This is a genomic window from Proteiniphilum sp. UBA1028, assembly GCF_002316955.1.
In the GTDB taxonomy this organism is placed as follows: domain Bacteria; phylum Bacteroidota; class Bacteroidia; order Bacteroidales; family Dysgonomonadaceae; genus Proteiniphilum.
The window spans coordinates 54494-77931 of sequence record NZ_DCEN01000072.1 but is presented as its reverse complement, the minus strand read 5'-3'; the positions used below and the strand labels follow the sequence as shown (position 1 = coordinate 77931).

Here is a 23438-nt window from a genome sequence, read left to right as displayed (position 1 = left end):
TCAGTTTTTGGTTGTCAGTCTTTTGGCTCCTGTATTCTTGCATTTCTGCCAAAGCTGCGATAGTCGTCCTTTTCTATTTCAATCTCTGGTTCTACCCATTCCCGTTCTTTGGGACAGACAAATTGGATAAACTTGATAGATAAACCTCGTTCGCGCCATTGTTGTTCATAGAAAGTCTGGATTTCGAGAATATCATCTTGTAGGTCCGAGTGATAGAGGTCGTCTGTTTCAAAAAGAACATCAAGCTTGTTCTCCTCAATCATTGCCCTGGTGTAGGTGAATAAAAAATTACTGTCCGTCTTCAGGTGGATGATGCCATCGTTGTGGATAATCTGGCTGTATTTTTTCATAAAATGGGTACTCGTGAGCCGCTTGTTTACTTTCTTCATTTGCGGATCGGGGAAAGTAATCCATATTTCCGACACTTCGTTTTCAGCAAAAAAGTAACAGATGAAATCAATGTTTGTACGGACAAAGGCAGCGTTGTCGAGCTTCTCCTCCAGGGCCTGTGTGGCTCCTTTCCACATGCGGGCACCCTTGATGTCGATCCCGATAAAGTTTTTTCCGGGAAACTTACGCGCCATGCCTACCGTATATTCCCCTTTGCCGCATCCCAGCTCCAGTACGATGGGGTGATCGTTCCGGAAATAGGAATGCCACTTTCCCTTTAAGGGGAAACCTTCCTGTCTCAATGTGTCAAAGGAGTATTGAAACACGTTGTCATAGGTTGCCATATCGGCAAATTTGGCCAGTTTGTTTTTTGCCATGAGATAATGATTCGAAATAACTTTGTTTCTTGACACGGAGTATCCGCCGGGAATTCTTTCGGTTTTGCCTTAGGCAACATCCGGAACCCTGCTACAAAAATAGGCATTTAAACGGTAAAATCCGAAACTTTTCGTGGTTCACGTTTGCCGGAGCCGGGATAAAAATGCAGCCCGCGTAATCGATTTTCAGGTTTCTTTTGTAAGCTCTGTTGTCCTTGCTAAAAAGAAGAGAGTGAAATGGGTGAATTTTAGCTTCAAAAACAACTCTTTTTTTGCAAAAAAAACAAAATAATGTCAATATTTCAATTTATTCTATATCTTTGCCTAACTACACATTATAAAAACCTTATTGATATGAAAGTGAATGACATTATGACACGACTGGAGGCGAAACATCCCGGCGAGTCGGAATATCTTCAGGCAGTGAGAGAAGTACTTATTTCCATTGAAGACGTGTATAACCAGCATCCTGAATTTGAGAAAGCGGGCATTATTGAACGTATTGTCGAACCGGACCGTATCTTTACCTTTCGTGTTCCCTGGGTGGATGATAACGGAAAAGTACAGGTAAACATCGGCTATCGCGTACAGTTCAACGGCGCCATTGGCCCTTATAAAGGGGGTATTCGTTTCCATCCATCCGTCACACTTTCTTCCCTGAAGTTTCTGGGTTTCGAGCAGACTTTTAAAAACGCACTCACAACACTTCCCATGGGGGGAGCCAAAGGCGGATCTGATTTTGCGCCGAAAGGCCGTTCCCAGGCAGAGATTATGCGTTTCTGCCAGGCTTTCGTTGTGGAGCTTTGGCGCAACATTGGTCCCGATACCGATGTTCCGGCCGGCGATATCGGTGTGGGGGGCCGCGAAGTGGGTTACATGTTTGGCATGTACAAGAAGCTTGCCCGCGAACATACTGGCACCTTCACCGGGAAAGGACTCACATTTGGAGGCTCACGCCTCCGTCCCGAGGCCACCGGCTTCGGTGCGCTCTATTTCGTACAGAAGATGTGTGACGAGTACCATATCATGCTAAGAGGAAAAACCGTTGCTGTCTCCGGCTTTGGAAACGTTGCATGGGGTGCGGTCACTAAAGCCACCGAGCTGGGTGCCAAAGTCGTGGCAATCTCCGGACCCGATGGATACATATATGATGAAGATGGCATAAATACGCCCGAAAAGATAGCCTTTATGCTGGAACTCCGCAATTCGGGCAATGATGTGGTGGCTCCCTATGCCGATAAATTTCCCCGATCCAGATTCTTTCCCGGAAAGAAACCCTGGGAATGCAAGGTGGACATCGCTTTGCCTTGTGCTATCCAGAACGAACTGAATCTGGAAGATGCCAAAACATTGAAGAAAAACGGGGTGATTCTGGTAGCCGAGGTTTCCAATATGGGTTGTACCTCAGATGCTGTGGACTTCTTCATAGAAAACGAGATGCTCTTTGCTCCCGGGAAAGCGGTGAATGCCGGTGGTGTGGCCTGTTCCGGATTGGAGATGACCCAGAATGCCATGCACATCTCGTGGAGCAACGAGGAGGTTGACAAGTGGTTGCACCAGATCATGAACGACATTCACGAGCAGTGTGTCGCGCACGGACGGAATGATGAATACATCAATTACGTGAAGGGGGCCAATATTGCCGGCTTCATGAAAGTGGCCGATGCCATGATGGCGCAGGGCATCGTCTAATGGATGTTTTTGGTAGAAAAAGTCATCTTGTAAAGGCCGTCTCATAATATGACATGAGACAGCCTCATACAAAACAGCGAATGAAATAATGGTTTCCTCTAAAAGAGGAGACCATTATTTTTTTAGTTGCTGAAACCGGGGTAGAGCCCCTGTCCATCACGATATCCCTCTACCTGTTCCAGCATACCGTTTGAAAGGTTGATCTGTGACTGTGGAATCGGGAAGAAACCTTTTGTCTCCTCATAACGGGCACTGTATCCCTTAGGATTGAGGCCTTTGTATTCAGCAGCCTTGCCAAAGTTGTAAATCGGAGCACCAATCTGTGATTCCAGTGCAGCTTTGGCATAGGCTGCGCCCCAGCGGCGCATGTCATTCCATCGGAGACCTTCAAAAGCCAGTTCGTAGCGACGTTCTTTTTGAATGTTTTCCAGTGAATAGGGCTTGTCTTCAAGACCTGCACGATGACGCACACGGTTCATGTATTCTGCATCTTCACTCAGCTCAGCCATCATCAACAGCACATCAGCAAAGCGGATGAAGATCAGGTCGTCGCCATGCGAGAGCTGCTGATTGTCTTTGTTTCCATACATGATCACGCTGTAATCATTGTAGTATTTGTTCCCCTCACGGGCTGAGATGCCATTGTATTTCTTTCCCCAGTAGTTGCTCTCCATCACAAAGTCCCACTGTCCTTTCGCATAATTGGGTAGTTCGGCTGCAATGTCCAGCACCGAAGCCCATAGTCTGGGATCCTCGGGCTCATCTGCCAGCCACTGGTCCACGACAGCTTTTGGAATGGAGTTAGCCTGGCCCCATCCGCCGGCGAATGGATAGGTTCTGGATAGGGGCTGTAAACCACGCAGGGCGAAGTAGAGCTGGTATTGGTTGGCATAACCCCTGCGGACATCCCAGTCTGCAAAATTGGAGAAATGCAGTGCGAAGAGAGTCTCAGGGTTGCGTGCACCGTTGTCACTGGCATATTTCAGTGTCTTACCCGTCTTGGTCATGTAATTTTGGATATAGGGATAGTCCTGGATGGTGAGCGAGTTGGTGTATGGCCATAGTTCGTGATAATCCCCCACCAAGGTATGTCCGCTGTTGCGTATACAATCGTCCAGCATGCCGGTTACCTCCTGTTTGGTTACGCTGCCGCCTTCTGCCAGGGGTAGATCTCCTTTCTGATAAAAACCGGTATAGAACAACCAGGCTCTTGCCATCATCGCCTGTGCTGCCCAACGGGTGACACGTCCCTCTTCGGTGTTGGTATAAGCCTTGTTGGGAAGCAGGTTCACCGCCGCCTTTAGGTCGGAAGCGATCTGGCCAAAGATCTCTTCGGCGGTAGCACCACCAAGATTAGCAGGTTCAGTGGTAATCTTCAGGGGTACACTTCCATAGAGGGTGGCCAGACGATAATAGAAAAATGCTCTCAGAAAGTGAGCTTCACCCTTGTACTGATTTTTCTCTTCCACCGCCATGATGTCCTCTGCCAATGCATCCAGTTTTTCGATGGCAAAATTGGCACGGTGAATTCCTTCATAGGTGGTTTCCCAGTTGTGGCTGAGCATGTCCGGATCGGAATACATGAAAGCTTCGTAAGCCTGTGCTTTCACGTCATTTACGCCACCACCGCCTAGCTTTTCGTCACTGGCTACCTCACAGACGAAGAGGTAACTCATATCGGTGAGCTGATGTTCGTTGTTCATGGTGGTATAGATACCGGCCATCATCTGCTTCACCTCTTCGGTAGTACTAGGAAAGTTGGCAGATGTTTTGTCAGTAAGGGGGGCAAAAGTCAGAAAATCGTCACAACTGGCAAGTATCAATGCAAATATGGTAATATATATTATTTTTTTCATAATCATCAATGTATTTAAAATTTCAGGTTTACTCCTACAAGTATACTCGATGGGGCGGGGTAGAAGCCTAGATCAATGCCCGAGACAAACGGCTGCTCATCGCCGTAACCCACTTCAGGATCCATGCCTGAGTATCCTGTGAACGTCCACAGATTGCGGCCGGTAACATAGAGTCGTGCTTGGCTGAATGGCATTTTTGGCAAAAGATTTTTAAAGTCATATCCCAGTGTGATATCCTGGATTCTCACAAAATCACCGTCTTCGATATAGAGGTCAGAGACACTCATGCGGTTGATGCCGTTACCGGCGGTCAGGCGGGGCAATTTGTTGGAAGTGCCTTCTCCTGTCCAGCGGCCCAGGATCTCGGTGGTGTAGTTATGGAACTCATTGTCGGCAAAGGAGCGGTAAGACTTCAGGATCTGATGACCAAAGGCGCCTTTACCGGTAACGGAGAAGTCAAAGCCTTTGTACCCAAGATTGATGCCGAATCCGGTACGGAATTTGGGATGAGGATTGCCAATCAGAGTTTTGTCTTCAGGATTCACCTCGTTATCACCGTTGGTGTCGGAAAAGATCAGATCACCCGGCTGCGGGTCACTCTGCAGGAATCCTCTGGTCCAACTGCTGATCTGCTGTGCATTCTGGAAGACACCCTCGGTCTTGTAGCCATAGAAGTAGCCAACCGGGTAACCCACCTGCACACGCCATACAGGCTCTGTCCCCTGTGAGATGATGTTGGGATTGCTCTCAATGAAACCGCTGTTATCGCCCATGCGTGTCACCTTGTTTTCGTTACGTGAGAGATTGATGTGTGCTCCATAGGTGAAATCACCGACGTTGTCGTTCCACTTCAAGCCCAGCTCAAATCCCTTGTTTTCGATGTCACCCGCGTTGACGAAAGCACCCTGAGGTCCTTGGATATCGGCTACAGGCTGACGCAACAGCCAGTCTCTGGTTGTTTTGATATAATAGTCGAACGAGGTCTGCAGTCTTGAATTGAGGAAGTAGGCATCAAATCCGATATTGAGCTGTTCTGAGGTTTCCCATGCCACATCGGGGTTGGGGAGAATGGCCGGATAACCGCCCAGCTGCATCTTGTTGCGGTCACTCCCGAACCGGTAGTTGTTTTGGGGGTTGAACGCAATCAGGCTCATGTACTGGAAAGGATCTATTTCGGCATTGCCGTTCTGTCCCCAGCTGATGCGCAGTTTCAGGAAGTTCATCACATCGTTGTCAGCCAGAAAATCCTCTTCAGTGAGCACCCATCCGGCAGAGATGGAGGGGAAATATCCCCAGCGGTTCCCTTTTGCAAAGTTGGAGGACCCATCGGCTCGCATCACCAGCGTCAGCATATACTTCTCCCGGAAGTCATAGTTGACTCTCCCGAAAAATGAGGCGAGAGCACCTTGTGCATGCGGTCCGCCCGAGACGCTGGTGACCCCTGAGGTGAGACCATCGGTATTATCCAGGTAGCCATGTTGGAATCCGACAAATGTGGGGTTGGCATTGGTAGCCGACATGTTCATTCCATATCCCCATTTTTCAAGCGACTGCCCCATTAGGATGTCGAATTTGTGATCGTCCATGCTGAACCTGTAGTTGAGTGTGTTGTCAAGAGTCCAGGCGTATCCGCTACCGCCCGATTGGGTGATACGGCCGGGACTCAGTGTTGCATCTCCTGCCAGGTCATAGGCAGGCTGATAGCTTCTGTAGGCGTCGGCAAACATACGGTAGCCGAAGCTGCTTCTCAGGATCATATCCTTTATCGGCTGTATTTCCAGGTAAGCATTGCTGTTGATATTGTAATTCTGTGTTTCATTCATCCCTCTGTTGAGCGCCATTTGAGCCAGTGGGTTGTAAATACGTGATGAAAGCGCTTCCAGTCCGGATGCTTTCACATCTTCCCGGGCATAAAATTCTCCCTTATCGTTATAGGCAGGAACAAGCGGGCTGCCGGTCAGCATGTTGCGGATGTCATTCCAGTACATGCCTCCTATGGCAATCCCTGAACGCTGGCGATAGCTGTAATTGAAGGTCTCACCCAACTTGATCATATCCAGGCCGTTCTTCCTGTATATCACATGGTCACTGTTCAGGCGTAGGGTGTACCGGTCATTGTGTGGTTCTACCGGCTTGCCGAGGATACCTTCCTGCGATGTATAGGAGAATCCCATGGAGAATAGCGACTGGTCCGAGCCCCCTGAAAGATTAAGGGCATGATTCTGGATGGGTGCATTTTTATTACGAATCTCCTCCATCCAGTCGGTACCCTCCCATTTATCGCTCATGATTTGCTGATAGAGTCCGGGAATCAAGGATGCAAAGTCCAGTGCATTTTTTCCTGATACTACCCGTTCCTCGTTATAGATCTCCATATATTGCTTGGCATTCAGCAAGTCGGGCATCTTGGCTACGTTCTGTACCCCGTAGTATCCGTCGTAGGCAACCTCGATGCGCCCCTTGCGTCCGCTTTTGGTGGTAACCAGTATTACACCGTTCGCTGCACGGGCTCCATAAATTGCTGCAGAGGCGGCATCTTTCAACACATCGATGCTCTCAATATCAGATGTGTTCAGCGTGTTGATATCCCCGCCGGCAACACCGTCGATTACATACAAAGGAGCTGAGTTGCCAATGGTCCCGAGTCCGCGGATGTTCACCTGGAATCCCTCTCCCGGCATACCTGACGCCTGGGTAATGTTCACCCCCGGGGCATAGGCCTGCATTGCCTCCAGGGCGTTGACAGAATGCTGGCTCTGGAGTGTCTCACTGCCTACCGACACGTTGGCACCGGTAACCAGCTTTTTTTTCTGCACACCATAACCCACTACTACCAGGTCTTCAAGAGCTTGTGTGTCTTCAAGTAACACAACCTCAAAGAAGCTTCTTCCACGGGTATTGAAGTCCTGTTCCAGAAAACCGATGTAGGATATATGGATCACAGCATCCTCTCCTACCTGCAGCACGAAATTACCGTTACTGTCGGAGATGGTGCCGTTGTTGGTTCCTAACTCAATAATGTTGGCACCGATCACGGTCTCTCCATTAGCGGTGGTAATCCGGCCCCTGATTTCTCTTTTTTGCTGCTCTATCCCGGCAATAGCTTTTGTAGCAGCATCCGAGTATGCACTGTTTTTTGCAGCATCCCGATAGACAACGATCTGGCTATCCAAAATTTTGTATGTGAGGGTTGTACCTGATAAAACCTTGTCAAGAATCTCATCGATTTTTTTTGCTTCCACAGTTAGGTTAACCCGTTTATTGGCAATTTCCGCTGCATTACCTGCCAAGATAAACCGGAAGTCACTTTTCTGTTCAATCTCTTCGAAAACCTTCCGGATAGTAGTGGATTTCAGGTCAAGTGTCAACTCGGTTTCCTGAGCGTAACCGGTCGATGCCTGTATGTAAAGAATGCTAAATAATAGCATAATTAGAGACGCTTTCATGATTTTAAACGTACGTTTAAGATTATTGACATGGCGCTCGCCTGCAATAGAATTTTTGTTCATATCTTTGTTTAGTTTTAATTATTGATATACACGGTAATTAGAATTTATGCCGGACGATATTTGCACTAACGTTCGGCTTCTTTTATTCAATTTTTCTTTTCCATAGGCATATTCTTTTGAGTTTCACTTTCTATAAATGTAGATTGATTTGTTCTCCCGATGATAACGCGTGTCAGAAATGAGCGTTAACGCAGTCAACACGTTGTCAAGGTTATCCGAGAGGATGATCTTCCCGCTGCAGGTCATCCCCTGCAGGGATACATGGTCGTCAAGATTAAATGATAGGTTGTAATAACGCTCAATCTGCCTTAGAACCTCTGAGATGGGAGTCTCATGGTATGTGAGATATCCATCTTTCCAGCTTACATAGCTGCTTACATTTACCCTGCTTCTTTCCAGTGATCCATTTTCATTGCGCACTACCCTTTCATTGGGCACTAGTTTCATCTCCTTGCCTTTGTCTGATTTTATCTCTACGCTTCCCTCCACAAGTACGATCCAGGGAGAAACATCCTGATATGCTGAAAGGTTGAATCCTGTTCCGTGAACTTTTACATCGAGGTATGCCGTCTTCACCAGAAAAGGTCTCTCCGGATCATGGGCCACATTTGCATACATCTCTCCAAGGAGCTTAACCTCTCGAGATTTTTTTTCGAAGTAGGATGGGAATATAAGTGTAGAACCGGCATTTAGCCATATCTGAGTGCCGTCGGGAAGTAGCACCTTGGATCGTTTCCCATGTGGCACAACCAAACGGTTGATGCTACTTCGATCGGTGGTAATCTCATCTGTATCACTGCTGTTCTCTTTTTTTACCTGAATGCACTGATCGTTCCTGATGGAGACATCGATGTTTTCCGCGAAAGTGGTTGTCTGATCACCGGTAAAAAGAAGGATTTCTTTCGATTCCAGCTCGCTCCCTACATAATAGTCTTTTGGAATGTCGGGGTGGCTGTCATATTCCCGGTACCTGTCGTGCAGGAAAAGAAATAGCAGCAGAATGGAAGCAGCTGTAGAGGCAACCGTTACGAAAAGTTTCAGCATTTTTCTTTTTCGGTGATAGGCCTGTAACGACTCCACCAGCTGCTCTACCGCTTTCTGCTTCTTCTCTTCCGAAAGCGTATACGTGGAGAGGTTAATTCGCCTGAAAAGCTCTTTTGCTTTCAACAGATGAATGTTTTCCTCGGGATGTTTTTCTGTGAAATGCTGCCAATAGCTGATCAGTTCTTCCGTAGGATAAAGCATCCATTTAATGAATTTTTCATCCTTCAAATACTGTATATGTTTTCTCTCGGTATTTTTATCGATCATAAAGAGTTGTGAAAATTAAAAAAACAGATTTGCTAAAAACTCTATACTTAATAAACGATGAATTTGGAAAGACATCATCACTATATGTGAAAATCTTTCATTCAGTGTGTTTTTTTAACGTTTATTGTTGAATGAATGCCAGGATAACCCATAGTGGTAGCTGTGAATTCCTAAGGCGGGTGATCGTCCGGCTAAGCAAGTTCCTGCTCGACTCCACCGAGATCTGCATGATCTCAGCGATCTCTTCATAACGGTATTCGTGAATGTATCGTAAATAAATTATCTCCCGCTGCCGGTTGGTCAGTCGATCCAGCACCTGTTCAATTTTTTTGCGGATTTCTTCCTTGTCTTCTTGCAGGATGATTTCATCCTCAATGGTTATCTTTAACTGAAAGGAGGGAAACTCCTCTGTTTCATATTTGTCTGCTTCCAGCCCGGGAATTTCCCTATAAGATCGATGTATATCGATTAACCTGTTTCTGAGCGCCCTGAACAGATAAAATCGCAGGTTAGACTTATCGTCGAAATCAGTGTGGCGGATACAGAGCTTGTAAAAGACATCGTGAATTGCATCCATGGCAGTCTGTTCATCAAAACCCATATGGAGTGCATAGGCATAGAGAGCATCCAGGTGGTTTTTGTAGATGGTCGTGATATTTTCAAATTGAATTACGGACATTCGGCCTTACAAGCTGATAAATATGCAAATAAATAAAAAATAAATGAAAAGTAAAATTTATTTGAAAAAATAAAAAATATGTCCGTAGGCTATTTTTCCATACATTTGTACCAAAGCAATTTTAATTCTATTTTTGTTGCAACACATGACCCCATTCCTTTATAAAGTAGCAAAACTGTTTTATGAACAGTGCGGTAACCAACTTTACCGGTACACGTTTGTGCTTCCCAACCGGCGTGCAGGGATCTTTCTGCAGAAATATCTCGCGGAGATTGCCGGTAAACCTCTTTTTTCCCCTGCTGTGCTCACCATCCAGGAGCTTTTTGCGTCACTATCGTCTTATCAGCCTGCAGACAGGATAGAGATGCTGGTGATGCTGTACAACCATTTCGGCAAGATCAGCGGATCGAAAGAGTCGTTCGACGATTTCTTATACTGGGGTGAGATGCTGCTGAACGACTTTGACGATGTGGACAAGTATCTGGTTGATGCCGAGCAGCTGTTTCGCAACGTGCACGATTTCAGGTCTCTGGATGATGACCTTGCTCATCTTTCTGAAGATCAGGTAGATGCTGTGCGTCGCTTTTGGACAAACTTCATGCCGGCTGAAGGTAGCGAGGCCAAACAAAAGTTTCAGGAGACCTGGAAGATATTATCCGGACTCTATGCCTCATTTCGGGGCGAATTACACGAAAAGGGACGTGCCTACGAAGGGATGATGTTCCGTGAGGTGGCGGAACGGACGAGGGACGGGGAAGATAGAGAGTGGCAGACCGGACGTTTTGTATTTGTGGGTCTGAATGCGCTTACTCCTGCTGAAAAGATGCTGATGGAACATCTGAAAAAACAGGGTATGGCCGATTTTTACTGGGATTACGACTCTCCCTTTGTACGGGATCCACAAAACCGGGCATCGTTCCGCGTGCAGGAAAATCACGCTTGTTTCCCGTCATTATATAGGTTGCCCGGCTCGGACGAAAAAACGGAGAAAACGGCCATTGAAGTTATCGGTGTGCCTTCCGGCGCAGGTCAGGCTAAGCACGTGACTCACATCCTTTCCCGGCTTGTTGAATCGAAGGCTATTCCCGATCCGGGCGAGGCCATCAACACCGCCATTGTGCTGCCCGACGAAAGCTTGCTGCTGCCCGTTCTTTATTCCGTACCTACGGAGATCGGAAAGATCAACGTGACCATGGGCTATGGACTCTCCCATGCGTCCATTGCCAGCCTGGTGGAGCATATTGCCCTTTTGCAGCAGAATCTGCGCTCCTGGAATGGAGAGACGGCCTTTTATCACCGCTACGTTAAAGCGCTGCTCGATCACCCGCTTGTGTACAGGAGCGCAACTGCAGAGGCAGAATCGCTGAAAGAGCACATACTCACCTATAACCGTATTGTGGTGCCTCTGTCGGAAATACCCGGACATCCCCTGCTGTCGCTGATCTTCTACCCCCTATCCGGCTGGCAGGAGGCCGGCGATTATCTGCATCACATCTTTGCCTATGTATATCAGACACTCACAGCAGAGAAGAAGGAAGGAAAGCCGGCCGGAGAAAAAGACAATGCCGGAAGACAGGACGCAGAAAACCCCGGAGGGAACATACACTCTGCCGATCTGGAGCGGGAGTTTATCGTGCAGTACTACAAGACGGTAACCCGGCTCCAGGACCGTCTTCAAGGGGCAGGAAACATGACGGTGGAAACCTGGTTCAGCCTCTTGAAAAAGCTGGCACACAGCATCAGCGTGTCGTTCAGTGGTGAGCCTCTTTCGGGTTTGCAAGTGATGGGCGTTTTGGAAACACGTACCATCGATTTCGAAAATCTGATCATTCTCTCCATGAACGAAGGGGTGTTTCCGCTGAGAAACCCTTCTAACTCGTTTATTCCCTATACGCTGAGGAAGGGGTTCGGATTGCCCACCCATGAGCATCAGGACAGTACCTATGCGTATCATTTTTACCGGATGATCAGTCGCGCCAAACGAGTGTTCATGTTATACGATACACGCGCCGAGGAGATGCAGACCGGCGAGGTGAGCCGGTATTTTTATCAGTTGAAATACCTGTATCACCATTCCTTTGATATTTCGGAGCGGATGGTTACCTACGATGTTTCTGCTCCCGAAGTTGCGCCTGTACTGGTGACAAAGAGGAAGGAGGTGATGCGTAAGCTGAGTGGTTTTCTCGCCGGAAACGAGAAGTATTTATCGGCTTCGCTTATCAACAATTACATCGACTGTCCCCTGAAGTTCTATTTCACGGCGGTGGAAGGCCTCTCGGAAGAGACGGAGGTACAGGAGTCGGTGGAGGCAGATGTGTTCGGATCCATTTTTCACCGGTTGATGGAAATCATCTACAACCGTTACAAAGAAAAAATCGTGACGCCCGACGTCCTGGCAGCCGTCGCCAAAGATGAGGCTTATCTGACAGAGATCCTGGAGGAAGCATTTGCGCGGTACTACTTTAAAGATGATGGAAATCCACGTCCTCTACAAGGACAGCATTACCTTATCGGGGAGATTTTGCGCAGTTATGTGAAGCAAACATTGGTAGTTGACAAGCAGTTTACCCCCTTCCGGTACATTGGCTCGGAGTACAGGTTCCGCACAATATACCGTGCCGATGAACGGCTGAACGTAAATTTTAAAGGAAGTATCGACCGCATTGACAGGGTAGGGGAATTGGTACGGATTGTGGATTACAAAACAGGTGCCGGTCCTACTTCCTTTCGGGAAATAACCGACCTGTTCGATTCGTCAAAAAATAACCGCCCCTATCAGATTCTGCAGGTATTTGTGTATGGATTATTCTATCTTCTAGAAAATCCCGGTGTGCGCATTACGCCGGCAGTTTATTATTTGCGCTCGGTTTTCAAAGATTTTAATCCATCTATCTTTTTCGGTAAGCATCCCATCGATGATATTTCGGTCTATATGGAAGAGTTCAGCGAAATGTTCCGTAGTTTATTGAAAGAGATTTTTGATCCTGCAGTTCCATTTATCCAAACACCTAACTCGAAAAACTGTGAATGGTGTGCCTTTAAAAGTCTCTGCAACAGGTGAATACTGTAAGGGCCTGACAATTAAATTACTCTTCCCGGCATGGAGGACCCTATCACAAAACGGAGTGTGAACCAGTGCGTGGAGCCACCAAACCCTGCCACGTCACCTTCATAATCGGGCTTTTGAAACTGATAGCGTAAACCCACTTTCAGGATCCTGTTTATCCCGGTCGGATCATAATCTTTATCCGGGAAATTGTAGTCCACCCCAAATCCGGCATTCCATACCAGAGAGTTTATTTTTAGTGCGGAAAGAACCGGATCGGAATTGGCCGTCTTCAAGTTTGGCTCAATAAAACCGTACCCGATGCCTGTAAAAGGATAAAAACTGATATTGTCCGCTTCGAGGATGTTTATTCCGATGTTGCCGCCGATAAAGGCGTGCAGGGCATTGGAACCTTTCGGCCAGGTAGACTCGTCGTTGACCATCTCGACGGGGATATTCCGGAGAAGTGTGTTGGAAGAGAATCCACCGTTAATCATGAAAAACATTTTGTTGTAATAGATATTGAGCTCTGTATCGACTGCAAACCCTGTCTTAAAATTATTACCCAGGCTACCTGCAGGAATCATGGTACCCATTCCTGCACCCCATGAAAACGCCCATGGAGAGGGCTCAACGTGAACATTTTGTTGAGCAGAGACTGATCCTGATAAAAGGGATATTGCCAGGATAAGCGTCACAATTTTTGAATGCATAGTTATTTTTGGTTTTTATTTGTTCTTAACGCTTTTAAAATGATGGTAAGCGCGGTGAGTAGCATGATAAGCAATGCTGCGTATGCTATTCCATCGGTCACTTTGATGCTCTGTGGATCGAACCTGAATTCAATCGTATGTTTTCCTGCAGGTACAGGAAGGGCACGCAGTGTATAATTTGCGCGGATCATCTCCGCCGGCTGCCCGTCGATGGTGATGTGCCACCCCCTGGGATAATAGACTTCGGAAAAAACAGCCAGCTCCTCTTTTTTTGCATCCGCGGTGTACGTCACAAAATCGGAATCGTAGTCCGTGAGGTATATGATCGAAGCCGAATCGGCCGGAGAAGGTCGGAACCCCGACAAGACGGGTTCATATTTTTTATCGGCCACAGCCTCTTTTCCCGGATCGATGGCACCCAATACTTCAATCTCTTCGTCCGCACTTTCTGCATACCGGAGGTTATCCACAAACCAGGCATTGCCCATGGCATGCCTGTTTTCCACGGGAATGGTGCCACCTCCCTGTGCCGGCATAATAATCCATTTGGCATTGAGCATGTTCAACACCTTAAACCGGCTTGCGTCCACTGAATCCATCGTGCCTTGCGTACGGATGATATCCTGCTGGAGCTTGGTCATCTCGCCAGTGAGGTGCACGTCAATCAGATCCTGGTAGCGACGCAGTTTTGCGGCATGATACCCACCGATGACCTTGTGCCAATAAGGTGTGATGCCATCATTGAAGGTGCTGGTGGCCATGTTCAGCACCCGGTAGTATTTGGTGGTATCCTGCAGGATTACTTCATCGGTTGGCGACTTTGTGAATAGTTGCTGTGGATTGTTCTCCGGTACAAAGTCGGCATCATTCAGATACCGTTTGTTTACATTCCACATATCTGCAAGGCTCAGTAACAAAATACCGGCAATCATCCATTCTGCCTTTATCTTTTTCTTCAAAAAGAACCATACCAGCGAAGCACCAATGGCGATGATGAAGAAGCTTCGCCATGCATCAGCCGTAAATAGTGATACCCGCATTTCGGTCAGGTTGCCCATCACGGCCTGAATATGTTCGGGTGGCAGGGATTGCAACGCTGTCATCTCAGAAGATGAAATAAACGAAGAAAAGAACAGTTTAGGAGCGATGGCGAACAGCAGCGCAATGCCGGCTGTGACTCCGAGACTGATATAGAGTGGTTTCCTGTTGTTTCGGAACTGCTCGGGTTTACTGACAATCTCTTTCAGGGCCAGTACCGCAAGCAGGGGGATACAGAATTCCGCCAACACAAGGATAGAGGATACAGCCCTGAATTTGTTGTACATGGGCACGTAGTCGATAAAAAAATCGGTCAGTGGCATGAAGTTTTTTCCCCACGAAAGCAAGATCGAAAAAATGGTACCCGCAAGCAGTGCCCATTTAATGGGCCCTTTCACGATGAAGAGCCCCAATACAAACAGAGTCAGCACAAAAGCACCAACGTAGACGGGGCCCGAGGTCCCCGGTTGCTCTCCCCAATATTGGCCAATCTGCTGGTAGAGCTGGTTGTACTCGGGTCGCGCTTTGCGCATCGCCCGCTCATTTTCGGAGATCGGAACGGAAGCACCCCCCTTTGTGTTGGGCACCAGCAACGTCCATGTTTCCCCTATGCCGTAACTCCAGGCAGTGATATAGTCGCGTTCCAGACCGTCGCCGGTTTTATTTTCTGCTTCATGATGCGTCAACTCCGACTTGCCGCGCATGGTCTCTTTCGAATATTCATAGGTGTGGTAGAGGTTGCTGGCATTTGCGGCCACCCCGATGAGTCCGGCCACAAGCACCACCGCCGATGATTTTAAAAAATCAGGAAGCTGCCTGGTCCGGATTGCTTCCGCCAAGAAAGCGATCACGATAAAGAGCATGACAAACAGAAAGTAATAGGTCATTTGAAGGTGGTTGGCCGAAATCTGGAATGCCACGAAGATCATGAAGAGCAGTCCTCCCGCCAGAAATTTTTTCCGGTAGATATAGATCAATCCCGCTATCGTAGGCGGGATATAGGCCAGGGTAATGAATTTCCAGATGTGCCCCGCTGCGATCAGGATGAAGAAGTAGGACGAAAATGCCCAGATAACTGCTCCCAGCGCACTCAGAAGCGGGGAGGCCTTCATTGAGCGCATCAGGATATAGAAGCCCAGTAGCATGATGAACACCAGATAGACATAGTTTGGCAAAAACAGGGAATAGACTTTTTTCGCCAGATCCTGCGGCTTGGAGGAGTCGTAGGTGGGACTCATCTGGTAAGAAGGCATGCCGCTGAACATGGAGATATTCCAGCGGCTGCGCTTCCCGTCGTGCCGCTCCATGTAATCGCGTTGTTCCTGTCCCTGTCCGATGGCTGCCAGAGAGTCATGCTGGGCAATCATACGACCCTCCATGACTGCCGGTGCAAAATAGATGAATGAGATGATGATAAACGCTACTACGACGATCAGGTCGGGAAGGAGCTTTTTGATTTCGCTGTTTTTGTCCATTGGTTTTGTTGTCTGCTGATTAATCCGCAAATTTACATTTTATTCCCGGAAATAAGGCAAATAAATGAGGAGAAGGCACAGGACAGTCTACTTTCTTTCCGTTTCCCTCCTGCGGGGGGGCAGATTAAAAACGGGAACTCTCAAACGTGATTGTCGCACGTTTGAGAGTTCCCGTGATGATGTCAGCACCCGCAGGTTCCTTCAGAATCTTTTTCCGATGGTGACACCAAGCCGGAGATAACCACCGTCGTTGACAAAATCGCGTCCGCCACCGAAATAGAGTTCGCCTATCCAGTGATTGCGTGTGAGGTATTTCCATCCCAGGGCCAGTCCCAATCCGGCACCAATCTCGGATGTCGGGCTTGCGGCACCGTCCAAATACTCTTTTTGAGATAACAGGGCTCCGTTGGCTTCAATAAAGAACCCGGCGCCATATTTCTGGAGATTACTTGCACTACCACCAAAAAACCAACGCGCATAGGGCATTAATCCGAAATATAGAGGATATTCGTCTTCACTCAGACTTGCTCCCAATGCTGCACCCAGACTGAAATCTTCGCTGAGTATCCTTTCGTATGAGATTTCGGGGTATAGCCCGAAAATGGTGGTTCCGAGGTTCAGTTTGATTTCATTTTGCGGAAGATCTCTGGATACCTTCCAACCCATCACGCGATGTGTCTTCTGCGAAAAGGCAGTGAGGCTGACCAGCATGGCAGCAATTAAAAGTGTTTGTTTCTTCATACGTTCATCATTTATGAGGTTTTTACTTCATCGAGTTACTATCTCTATAGATGCATCTGTTCCTGAAAAGTTACCATGACGGAGTTAAATTAACTAAATTACACCACAGGACTCCCCGGGTTTACCGTTTTCGTGGGAGTCACCAGGGCAAGCGATCCATCGACATCTTCCGCCGAAAGGATCATCCCCTCCGAAAGTATTCCCCTCATTTTCCGCGGTTCGAGGTTCGCAACAAAGCAAACCTGTCTGCCTACGAGTTCTTGCGGGTTAGGGTAATATGCGGCTATTCCGGAAAGAATAGTGCGCTTCTGCAGCCCGTCGTCAAGCAGAAAACGTAGCAGCTTGTCCGCCTTGGGTACCTTCTCGCATTCCAGTACGGTGCCTACGCGAATATCCAGTTTCTCGAACGCATCAAACTGAACGGTTCCCTTTATCGGTTTTGCCTTCTGTTCACTCGCCTCATTGGCAATCTTAGTGTCGTGTAGCTTTTGAATCTGCTTTTCAACTACCTCGTCTTCAATTTTTTCAAACAAAAGATGCGGTTTCTCCAGCAGATGCCCTGCGGGAAGAAGATTGAAATCACCAAGTTGATTCCAGCTCAAATGACCGCTGCGAAGGAAAGACAAAAGTTTTTCAGCAGTGAAAGGTAAGAACGGTTCAATGACGATGGCCAGATTGGCGGTAATCTGCAACGCTATGTTGAGGATGGTTGCTGTCCGTTCCATATCTGTTTTGGCCGTTTTCCACGGCTCCGTGTCGGCCAGGTACTTGTTGCCGATACGTGCCAGGTTCATTGCCTCCTTCTGCGCCTCCCGAAAGTGGTAATTTTCCAGCTGTTGCTCAACAGCCTGCTTTATCAGTTTTGCCTCTGCGATGGTGTCACGGTCATATTGAGTCAGTTCGCCCGGAGCAGGGACTTTGTTGTCGAAATATTTTTGGGTAAGCACCAGTGCCCGGTTCACAAAGTTGCCAAGAACAGCCACCAGTTCGTTGTTGTTGCGTGCCTGAAAATCTTTCCAGGTAAAATCGTTGTCTTTGGTTTCGGGAGCGTTGGCAGTAAGCACATAGCGAAGGACATCCTGTTTTCCGGGAAACTCCTCCAGGTACTCGTGCAGCCATACTGCCCAGTTGCGGGAAGTGGATATTTTGTCTCCTTCCAGGTTCAGAAACTCATTGGCCGGTACGTTTTCGGGCAGGATGTATGAACCTTCGGCCTTTAGCATCGCCGGAAAAACGATGCAGTGAAAAACAATGTTGTCCTTCCCGATGAAATGCACCAGCTTGGTTTCTTCCTCCTTCCACCACCTTTCCCAGTCGTTCGGAAGCAATTCCTTGGTATTTGAAATGTAACCGATGGGTGCGTCAAACCACACGTAAAGCACCTTCCCCTCAGCACCCTCCACAGGCACAGGTACACCCCAGTCGAGGTCGCGGCTTACAGCACGCGGCTGCAAACCCAGGTCGAGCCACGACTTGCACTGCCCGTAGACATTTGTCTTCCACTCTTTGTGATCCTCCAGGATCCATTCACGTAGCCATGCCTCGTGCTTGTCGAGGGGTAGGTACCAGTGTTTTGTGGTCCGCATCACCGGAGCGCTGCCGCTGAGGGTAGACTTTGGGTTGATCAGGTCGTTGGGACTAAGTGAGGTGCCGCACTGTTCGCACTGGTCGCCATAGGCATTTTCGTTGCCGCAGTGCGGGCAGGTGCCGGTGATGTAGCGGTCCGCCAGAAATTGACCGGCTTCTTCGTCGTAATACTGCTCGCTTTCCTGCTCCCTGAATTCTCCCTTATCGTACAGGGTGCGGAAAAAATCGGAGGCTGTTTCCCGGTGTATATCCGATGTGGTGCGGGAATAGATATCGAAGGTGATTCCAAACTCTGCGAACGATTTTTTTATCAGTCCGTGATAGCGGTCTACAATATCCTGGGGTGTGACGCCTTCTTTGCGGGCTTTGATGGTGATGGGAATACCGTGTTCATCGGAGCCACCGATAAAGAGAACCTCTTCGCCTTTCAGCCGCAGATAGCGGGCGTAAATATCGGCAGGAACATATACTCCTGCCAGGTGTCCGATATGCACCGGCCCATTGGCGTAGGGCAGCGCGGATGTGATCAGTGTGCGTTTGAATTTTTTTGACATATGAATTGCAACAAGAAATAAAGAATTGCTCTTGTTATAGGGTGCAAAGGTACGAAAAATAGCTCTTTTTATTGCATTATTACCGCAATAATCTACATATAAACGCGATTCGTGGGTTCAGGTAATTTATGCTATGTAGGCTGAAAAATGCATGAGGAGTCCTGATCCGGCACCTGTTTTAACGAACTCACCCTGATTTTTTCTCCTGAATTTCTTTTACAATAAATTATTGCCTATATTCGCAACATTGCTGTTAGGGGTGTTCTTTTTAAAAGAGCTGAGATCATACCCTTGAACCTGATATGTTGTAATTGACATCGTAGGAAAACGGAATTTACATGGTATATCAATGGATTGCAAATTCTTGCATTTTATGCCGTTTCGTTCTCCACGAAGCGGTTTTTTTTTGAAAAAATATTGATATACAAGTATTACGTGACATCTATAAATCAATTATTCTGTTAAGCCGGGCGGGTAGAACCAAACTTCTTTGAGTTATGCCATGGCAAAGGATAGTCTCATTTTAAACAACAAAACAATGATCCAAATTGAAAAGATTATCAGAGATCTGCATCTCGTAAGAAAAAAATCTCCGTTGATTCATAATATAACCAACTTTGTGGTAATGAACAACACGGCCAATGCAATTTTAGCGGTGGGAGCTTCACCCGTGATGGCTCATTCTTCCGATGAGGTGGCAGCGATGGCAGCAATTGCCTCCTCGCTGGTAATCAATATTGGTACGCTTGAGGCTGCATGGGTAGAGTCAATGCTTATTGCAGGTAAGACAGCTTTGGAAAATTCTGTCCCCGTGATATTCGATCCCGTGGGTGCCGGTGCCACTCCTTACCGGTCAGAGATAAGCAGGGAAATCATTGAGGTATGCAAGCCATCCATCATCAGAGGCAATGCTTCGGAGATCATGGCTCTGGATGACAGGAATGCGTGCACCAAGGGCGTCGACAGTGTACACTCTTCCGACGCGGCCCTTGAAGCTGCCAAAGCCCTGGCCCTGCAGTCGGGTGCCGTGGTCGTCGTCAGTGGAGCGAGGGATTATATTACCGACGGGAACAGGGTGGAGACCGTAGATAACGGGAACCCGATGATGAGCAGAGTTACCGGCATGGGCTGCACCGCAACTGCTATTGTTGCCACTTTTGCCGCAATTAACCGCGATTACCTGGAGGCTGCAACACACGGTATGTATATCATGGGAATAACGGGAGAAATAGCCGCCTTGATGTCGAAAGGAAACGGCAGCCTGCAGATGAACTTTCTGGACGTGCTCTTCAATCTCGGAGAAGATGAGATAAAAAAGAATATTAAGTTATGACCGATTTTGATATAAGCTTATACCTGGTAACCGATCGCTCCTTGTCGGGTGGGAGAGACTTGGAACATATTGTCGGAGAAGCCGTGCGTGGTGGTGTTACCATGGTGCAACTCCGTGAGAAGCAATGTTCTTCCCGAGAGTTTTACCGGGTGGCGGTACGGTTGAAGAGGTTTCTGACGCCCTGGCGTGTTCCCCTTATCATCAATGATCGGCTTGATATCGCGCTGGCCTGCGATGCCGACGGGTTGCATTTGGGACAGTCGGACCTTCCCTGTGGTATAGCCCGTAAAATATTGGGAAAGAATAAAATCATCGGCCTGTCGGTAGAGAATATGACGAATGTCATGGAAGCCAACCGGGAAGATATAGACTACATCGGGATATCTCCGGTGTTCAGTACGTCTACCAAAAGCGATACAGCACCTGCGTTGGGTCTTGAGGGAGTTCGTGACATTACTTCCATTGCCAGGTGTCCCTGTGTGGCCATCGGCGGAATTAATATATGGAATGCGCGGGCTGTCATTGCTGCCGGTGCTGCCGGCATCTCCGTGGTTTCGGCAATCATGTCGGCTCCCGATCCCCGCCTCGCCGCGTCGGAACTGATTAAAACGGTGAATCAATCGAAAAAATATGGTAATAATCGCATGGTTTAGTCATAGAAAGAATCTCAAGAGGAATCATGCACTTAAAAAGAAGCATATGAACTGGAGTAAAAAAGCCTGGTCGACGATCCAACCCGTATACAACGAGATAATTGCATCGCCCTTTATAAAAGAGCTGATGCAGGGTACGCTTCCACGCGAGAAATTTATTTTTTATATCCGTCAGGATACCCTCTACTTATCAGATTATCGAAAGGTGTTGGCTGCCATTGCCTCCAGGTTCGATCATTCCTGTTACGCAGATGCATTCCTGCATTTTGCGGGTGGGACAATGACGGTTGAACGCAATTTGCACCGGCTGTTTGTCAATGAATTGAAATTAAAGCCGGATGATGAAATTGAACCGTCGCCCACCTGTCTGTTATATACTTCGTATCTTTTGAGACAAATAAGCAGTGCATCCCTGGAGACGATGCTGGGAGCCGTCTTGCCTTGTTTCTGGATCTATAAGAAGGTGGGAGATCATATCCTCGCGAATCAAACCACGCAGAACAATCCTTACCAGAGTTGGATAGATACGTACGGAGGCGAAGAGTTCGAAAAGTCAAATGCATTGGCCATTTCCATATGCGATGAGGTGGCAGAAAAGTGTACCACGGAGCAACAGATAGCCATGACAAAAGCCTTTGTGACCTGTTCGAAGCTGGAATGGATGTTTTGGGACAGTGCATACAAACAGGAACAATGGAATATTTAAAAGAAGAAAATCATGAAGAAAAAGTATATAACAGCATTGTCAATTGCTGGTAGCGATCCCAGTGGTGGCGCCGGTATTCAGGCAGACCTGAAAACTTTCTCTGCATGCGGTTGTTATGGAACCACCGCAATTACAGCAGTCGTCGATGAAAATACGGTGGGTGTAACCGGTGTGCATCCGGTACCCGAAGCGTTTGTTGCAAGTCAGATCAGATCGGTGCTGGATGATATTGGTGCCGATGCAGTAAAGATTGGGATGCTTCACTCCTCCGAGTTGATCATTGCCGTGAGAGATGCCCTGCTGCCATATGACATAGCAAATATTGTACTTGATCCCGTGATGGTGGCCACCTCAGGTGATAAATTACTGCAGGATGAGGCGATAAACACCTTGATGACAGAACTGATTCCCTATGTTCGCGTGATCACCCCCAACATACCGGAAGCAGAGATCTTGTCAGGCAGAACGATTCAACGTCAGGAAGATTTGCAGGCAGTCGTGAAGGAGCTCTCTTTTGGGCGTTCGGTATCAGTATATCTCAAGGCCGGACATTTGGATGAGGAGGTGCTGACCGATCTGTTTTACAATGCCGAGACCGATGAGGTGACGACACTCCCTTCAAAGCGGATAGACACTCGAAATACCCACGGTACGGGATGCACGCTTTCATCGGCCATTGCTGCCTTTCTGGCCCATGGCCTTCTTCTTGATGAGGCGGTAAGAAACGCCAAAACATATATCAACAATGCGATCCTCAAGGGAGCTGAATATGAAACAGGAAAGGGGCATGGCCCGGTACATCACTTCTTTGATTTCTGGAAATAATAGTTGGCATATGTATTTCTACTTTGTAATAAAGTACAAAAACATCCTGCCCGCCGGAGTGTTATACTGAAGCAAATACTGCAAAATATGCAGCAAGACAGGAGATCCTGTTGTTTTCAGATAAAAGAGTTGGTATGAATTATAACTTACAGGGAAGAACCGCCATTATCGGTGGAAGCAGCAAGGGGCTGGGCAGGGCGTGTGCGCTGGCACTGGCCGGTGAAGGCGTAAATATCGTATTGTGTGCAAGAGGAGAAGATACATTGCATGAGACGCAGCGGGGGATAGAAGCACTGGGAGTGCAAACCCTCGCGCTGACAGCAGATATGGCCAGTGCGGATGATAATGTACGCATCGTGCGGGAGACAGTAGCCCGTTTCGGAGGAGTGGATATCCTAATAAATAACTCGGGTGGTCCCAAACCGGGGACATTCCGCGAGATCTTTGAGGAGGATCTGGATGACGCCTACAACGCGGTACTGAAATATAATATCCGGATGATCCGGCTTTGTTTGCCTTACATGGAAAAGAAAGGGTGGGGCAGGATTGTCAATATCACCTCGGTGACCGTAAAAGAACCGGCACCCAATATGGTACTTTCGAATATATTCCGTACTGCAGTAGCCAGTTATGCCAGAACCATCAGCAAGGAGCTAATTGCAAAAGGAATTACCATCAACAATGTGGCACCGGGTTATTTCCGAACCGACAGGGTGACACAACTGATGAAGGTACGCTCCGAAGTCGAAGGTATTTCTGTGGATGAGTATGAGCAGAAAGCAATTGAGGCTTTTCCGCACAAGCGCTACATGGATCCGCAGGAGCTGGGCAACATGGTGGCTTACCTCTGCTCGGACCAGGCGCGCTCCGTGAACGGCACCACGATCCAGATCGACGGCGGCCTGCTCAGCGGGTTACTTTAAATTAGTTGACTGTTTCGCTCATTGTATACA

At 47.8% G+C, this 23438-nt stretch carries 16 protein-coding genes; 7 read left to right on the top strand and 9 right to left on the bottom strand.

Features of this window, described 5'->3' with window-relative positions; translation table 11 throughout:
• Positions 1-14 precede the first annotated feature (14 nt).
• On the bottom strand, positions 15-767 hold the full coding sequence (gene trmB, locus B3Z75_RS12465; RefSeq protein WP_294072167.1) for a tRNA (guanosine(46)-N7)-methyltransferase TrmB: 753 nt from the start codon (positions 765-767) through the stop codon (positions 15-17).
• 354 nt (positions 768-1121) lie between these two features.
• Here trmB and gdhA point away from each other — a divergent pair, with 354 nt between their 5' ends.
• On the top strand, positions 1122-2459 hold the full coding sequence (gene gdhA, locus B3Z75_RS12460) for an NADP-specific glutamate dehydrogenase (RefSeq protein ID WP_294072165.1): 1338 nt from the start codon (positions 1122-1124) through the stop codon (positions 2457-2459).
• Positions 2460-2581: 122 nt separating this feature from the next.
• Here gdhA and B3Z75_RS12455 read toward each other — a convergent pair whose 3' ends face one another.
• The 4 genes from B3Z75_RS12455 to B3Z75_RS12440 all read right to left on the bottom strand — a co-directional run bounded on the left by B3Z75_RS12455 (position 2582) and on the right by B3Z75_RS12440 (position 9814).
• Positions 2582-4315, bottom strand: a complete 1734-nt coding sequence (locus B3Z75_RS12455; protein WP_294072163.1) for a RagB/SusD family nutrient uptake outer membrane protein — start codon at positions 4313-4315, stop codon at positions 2582-2584.
• 14 nt (positions 4316-4329) lie between these two features.
• Positions 4330-7824 (bottom strand): TonB-dependent receptor, encoded by a 3495-nt coding sequence (locus tag B3Z75_RS12450; protein ID WP_294072160.1) that lies wholly within the window; start codon positions 7822-7824, stop codon positions 4330-4332.
• Positions 7825-7947: 123 nt separating this feature from the next.
• Entirely contained in the window at positions 7948-9135 is a 1188-nt protein-coding gene (locus B3Z75_RS12445) for a FecR family protein (protein ID WP_294072158.1), read from the bottom strand.
• Between the two features lie 121 nt (positions 9136-9256).
• A complete protein-coding gene (locus B3Z75_RS12440) occupies positions 9257-9814 on the bottom strand; it encodes an RNA polymerase sigma factor (RefSeq protein ID WP_294072156.1) in 558 nt (185 codons plus the stop codon).
• Positions 9815-9959: 145 nt separating this feature from the next.
• Here B3Z75_RS12440 and B3Z75_RS12435 point away from each other — a divergent pair, with 145 nt between their 5' ends.
• Positions 9960-12875 (top strand): PD-(D/E)XK nuclease family protein, encoded by a 2916-nt coding sequence (locus B3Z75_RS12435; RefSeq protein ID WP_294072154.1) that lies wholly within the window; start codon positions 9960-9962, stop codon positions 12873-12875.
• 20 nt (positions 12876-12895) lie between these two features.
• Here B3Z75_RS12435 and B3Z75_RS12430 read toward each other — a convergent pair whose 3' ends face one another.
• The 4 genes from B3Z75_RS12430 to metG all read right to left on the bottom strand — a co-directional run bounded on the left by B3Z75_RS12430 (position 12896) and on the right by metG (position 18974).
• Positions 12896-13573 (bottom strand): outer membrane beta-barrel protein, encoded by a 678-nt coding sequence (locus tag B3Z75_RS12430; protein WP_294072152.1) that lies wholly within the window; start codon positions 13571-13573, stop codon positions 12896-12898.
• Between the two features lie 2 nt (positions 13574-13575).
• Positions 13576-16068: a YfhO family protein gene (locus B3Z75_RS12425; RefSeq protein ID WP_294072213.1), complete on the bottom strand. Its 2493-nt coding sequence runs from the start codon at positions 16066-16068 to the stop codon at positions 13576-13578.
• A 219-nt stretch (positions 16069-16287) separates the two neighbouring features.
• Entirely contained in the window at positions 16288-16827 is a 540-nt protein-coding gene (locus B3Z75_RS12420) for a hypothetical protein (protein WP_294072149.1), read from the bottom strand.
• Positions 16828-16925: 98 nt separating this feature from the next.
• The gene (gene metG / locus B3Z75_RS12415) at positions 16926-18974 is read right to left on the bottom strand and encodes a methionine--tRNA ligase (protein WP_294072210.1); all 2049 of its coding nucleotides are present in this window, start codon (positions 18972-18974) and stop codon (positions 16926-16928) included.
• 532 nt (positions 18975-19506) lie between these two features.
• On the opposite strand from metG, the gene thiM reads away from it, so the two are divergent.
• The 5 genes from thiM to B3Z75_RS12390 all read left to right on the top strand — a co-directional run bounded on the left by thiM (position 19507) and on the right by B3Z75_RS12390 (position 23408).
• The gene (gene thiM, locus B3Z75_RS12410; protein WP_294072147.1) at positions 19507-20301 is read left to right on the top strand and encodes a hydroxyethylthiazole kinase; all 795 of its coding nucleotides are present in this window, start codon (positions 19507-19509) and stop codon (positions 20299-20301) included.
• A complete protein-coding gene (gene thiE, locus B3Z75_RS12405) occupies positions 20298-20954 on the top strand; it encodes a thiamine phosphate synthase (protein WP_294072145.1) in 657 nt (218 codons plus the stop codon). The genes thiM and thiE overlap by 4 nt, the downstream gene beginning before the upstream one ends.
• A gap of 46 nt (positions 20955-21000) precedes the next feature.
• Positions 21001-21660, top strand: coding sequence for a thiaminase II (tenA, locus tag B3Z75_RS12400; protein ID WP_294072142.1), 660 nt, complete (start codon positions 21001-21003; stop codon positions 21658-21660).
• Between the two features lie 12 nt (positions 21661-21672).
• Complete coding sequence (gene thiD / locus B3Z75_RS12395; RefSeq protein WP_286922823.1) at positions 21673-22485, top strand: bifunctional hydroxymethylpyrimidine kinase/phosphomethylpyrimidine kinase; 813 nt, start codon at positions 21673-21675, stop codon at positions 22483-22485.
• A gap of 134 nt (positions 22486-22619) precedes the next feature.
• Entirely contained in the window at positions 22620-23408 is a 789-nt protein-coding gene (locus B3Z75_RS12390; RefSeq protein ID WP_294072135.1) for an SDR family oxidoreductase, read from the top strand.
• The last annotated feature ends 30 nt before the right edge of the window (positions 23409-23438 follow it).

Excerpts from the sequence above, each read along its gene's own strand:
- tenA (WP_294072142.1), top strand. The coding sequence starts at position 21,001 with ATGAACTGGAGTAAAAAAGCCTGGTCGACGATCCAACCCGTATACAAC.
- thiE (WP_294072145.1), top strand. The coding sequence starts at position 20,298 with ATGACCGATTTTGATATAAGCTTATACCTGGTAACCGATCGCTCCTTG.
- B3Z75_RS12445 (WP_294072158.1), bottom strand. The coding sequence starts at position 9,135 with ATGATCGATAAAAATACCGAGAGAAAACATATACAGTATTTGAAGGAT.
- gdhA (WP_294072165.1), top strand. The coding sequence starts at position 1,122 with ATGAAAGTGAATGACATTATGACACGACTGGAGGCGAAACATCCCGGC.
- B3Z75_RS12420 (WP_294072149.1), bottom strand. The coding sequence starts at position 16,827 with ATGAAGAAACAAACACTTTTAATTGCTGCCATGCTGGTCAGCCTCACT.
- B3Z75_RS12450 (WP_294072160.1), bottom strand. The coding sequence starts at position 7,824 with ATGAACAAAAATTCTATTGCAGGCGAGCGCCATGTCAATAATCTTAAA.
- B3Z75_RS12455 (WP_294072163.1), bottom strand. The coding sequence starts at position 4,315 with ATGAAAAAAATAATATATATTACCATATTTGCATTGATACTTGCCAGT.
- B3Z75_RS12435 (WP_294072154.1), top strand. The coding sequence starts at position 9,960 with ATGACCCCATTCCTTTATAAAGTAGCAAAACTGTTTTATGAACAGTGC.
- thiM (WP_294072147.1), top strand. The coding sequence starts at position 19,507 with ATGATCCAAATTGAAAAGATTATCAGAGATCTGCATCTCGTAAGAAAA.
- trmB (WP_294072167.1), bottom strand. The coding sequence starts at position 767 with ATGGCAAAAAACAAACTGGCCAAATTTGCCGATATGGCAACCTATGAC.
- B3Z75_RS12390 (WP_294072135.1), top strand. The coding sequence starts at position 22,620 with ATGAATTATAACTTACAGGGAAGAACCGCCATTATCGGTGGAAGCAGC.
- B3Z75_RS12430 (WP_294072152.1), bottom strand. The coding sequence starts at position 13,573 with ATGCATTCAAAAATTGTGACGCTTATCCTGGCAATATCCCTTTTATCA.
- thiD (WP_286922823.1), top strand. The coding sequence starts at position 21,673 with ATGAAGAAAAAGTATATAACAGCATTGTCAATTGCTGGTAGCGATCCC.
- B3Z75_RS12440 (WP_294072156.1), bottom strand. The coding sequence starts at position 9,814 with ATGTCCGTAATTCAATTTGAAAATATCACGACCATCTACAAAAACCAC.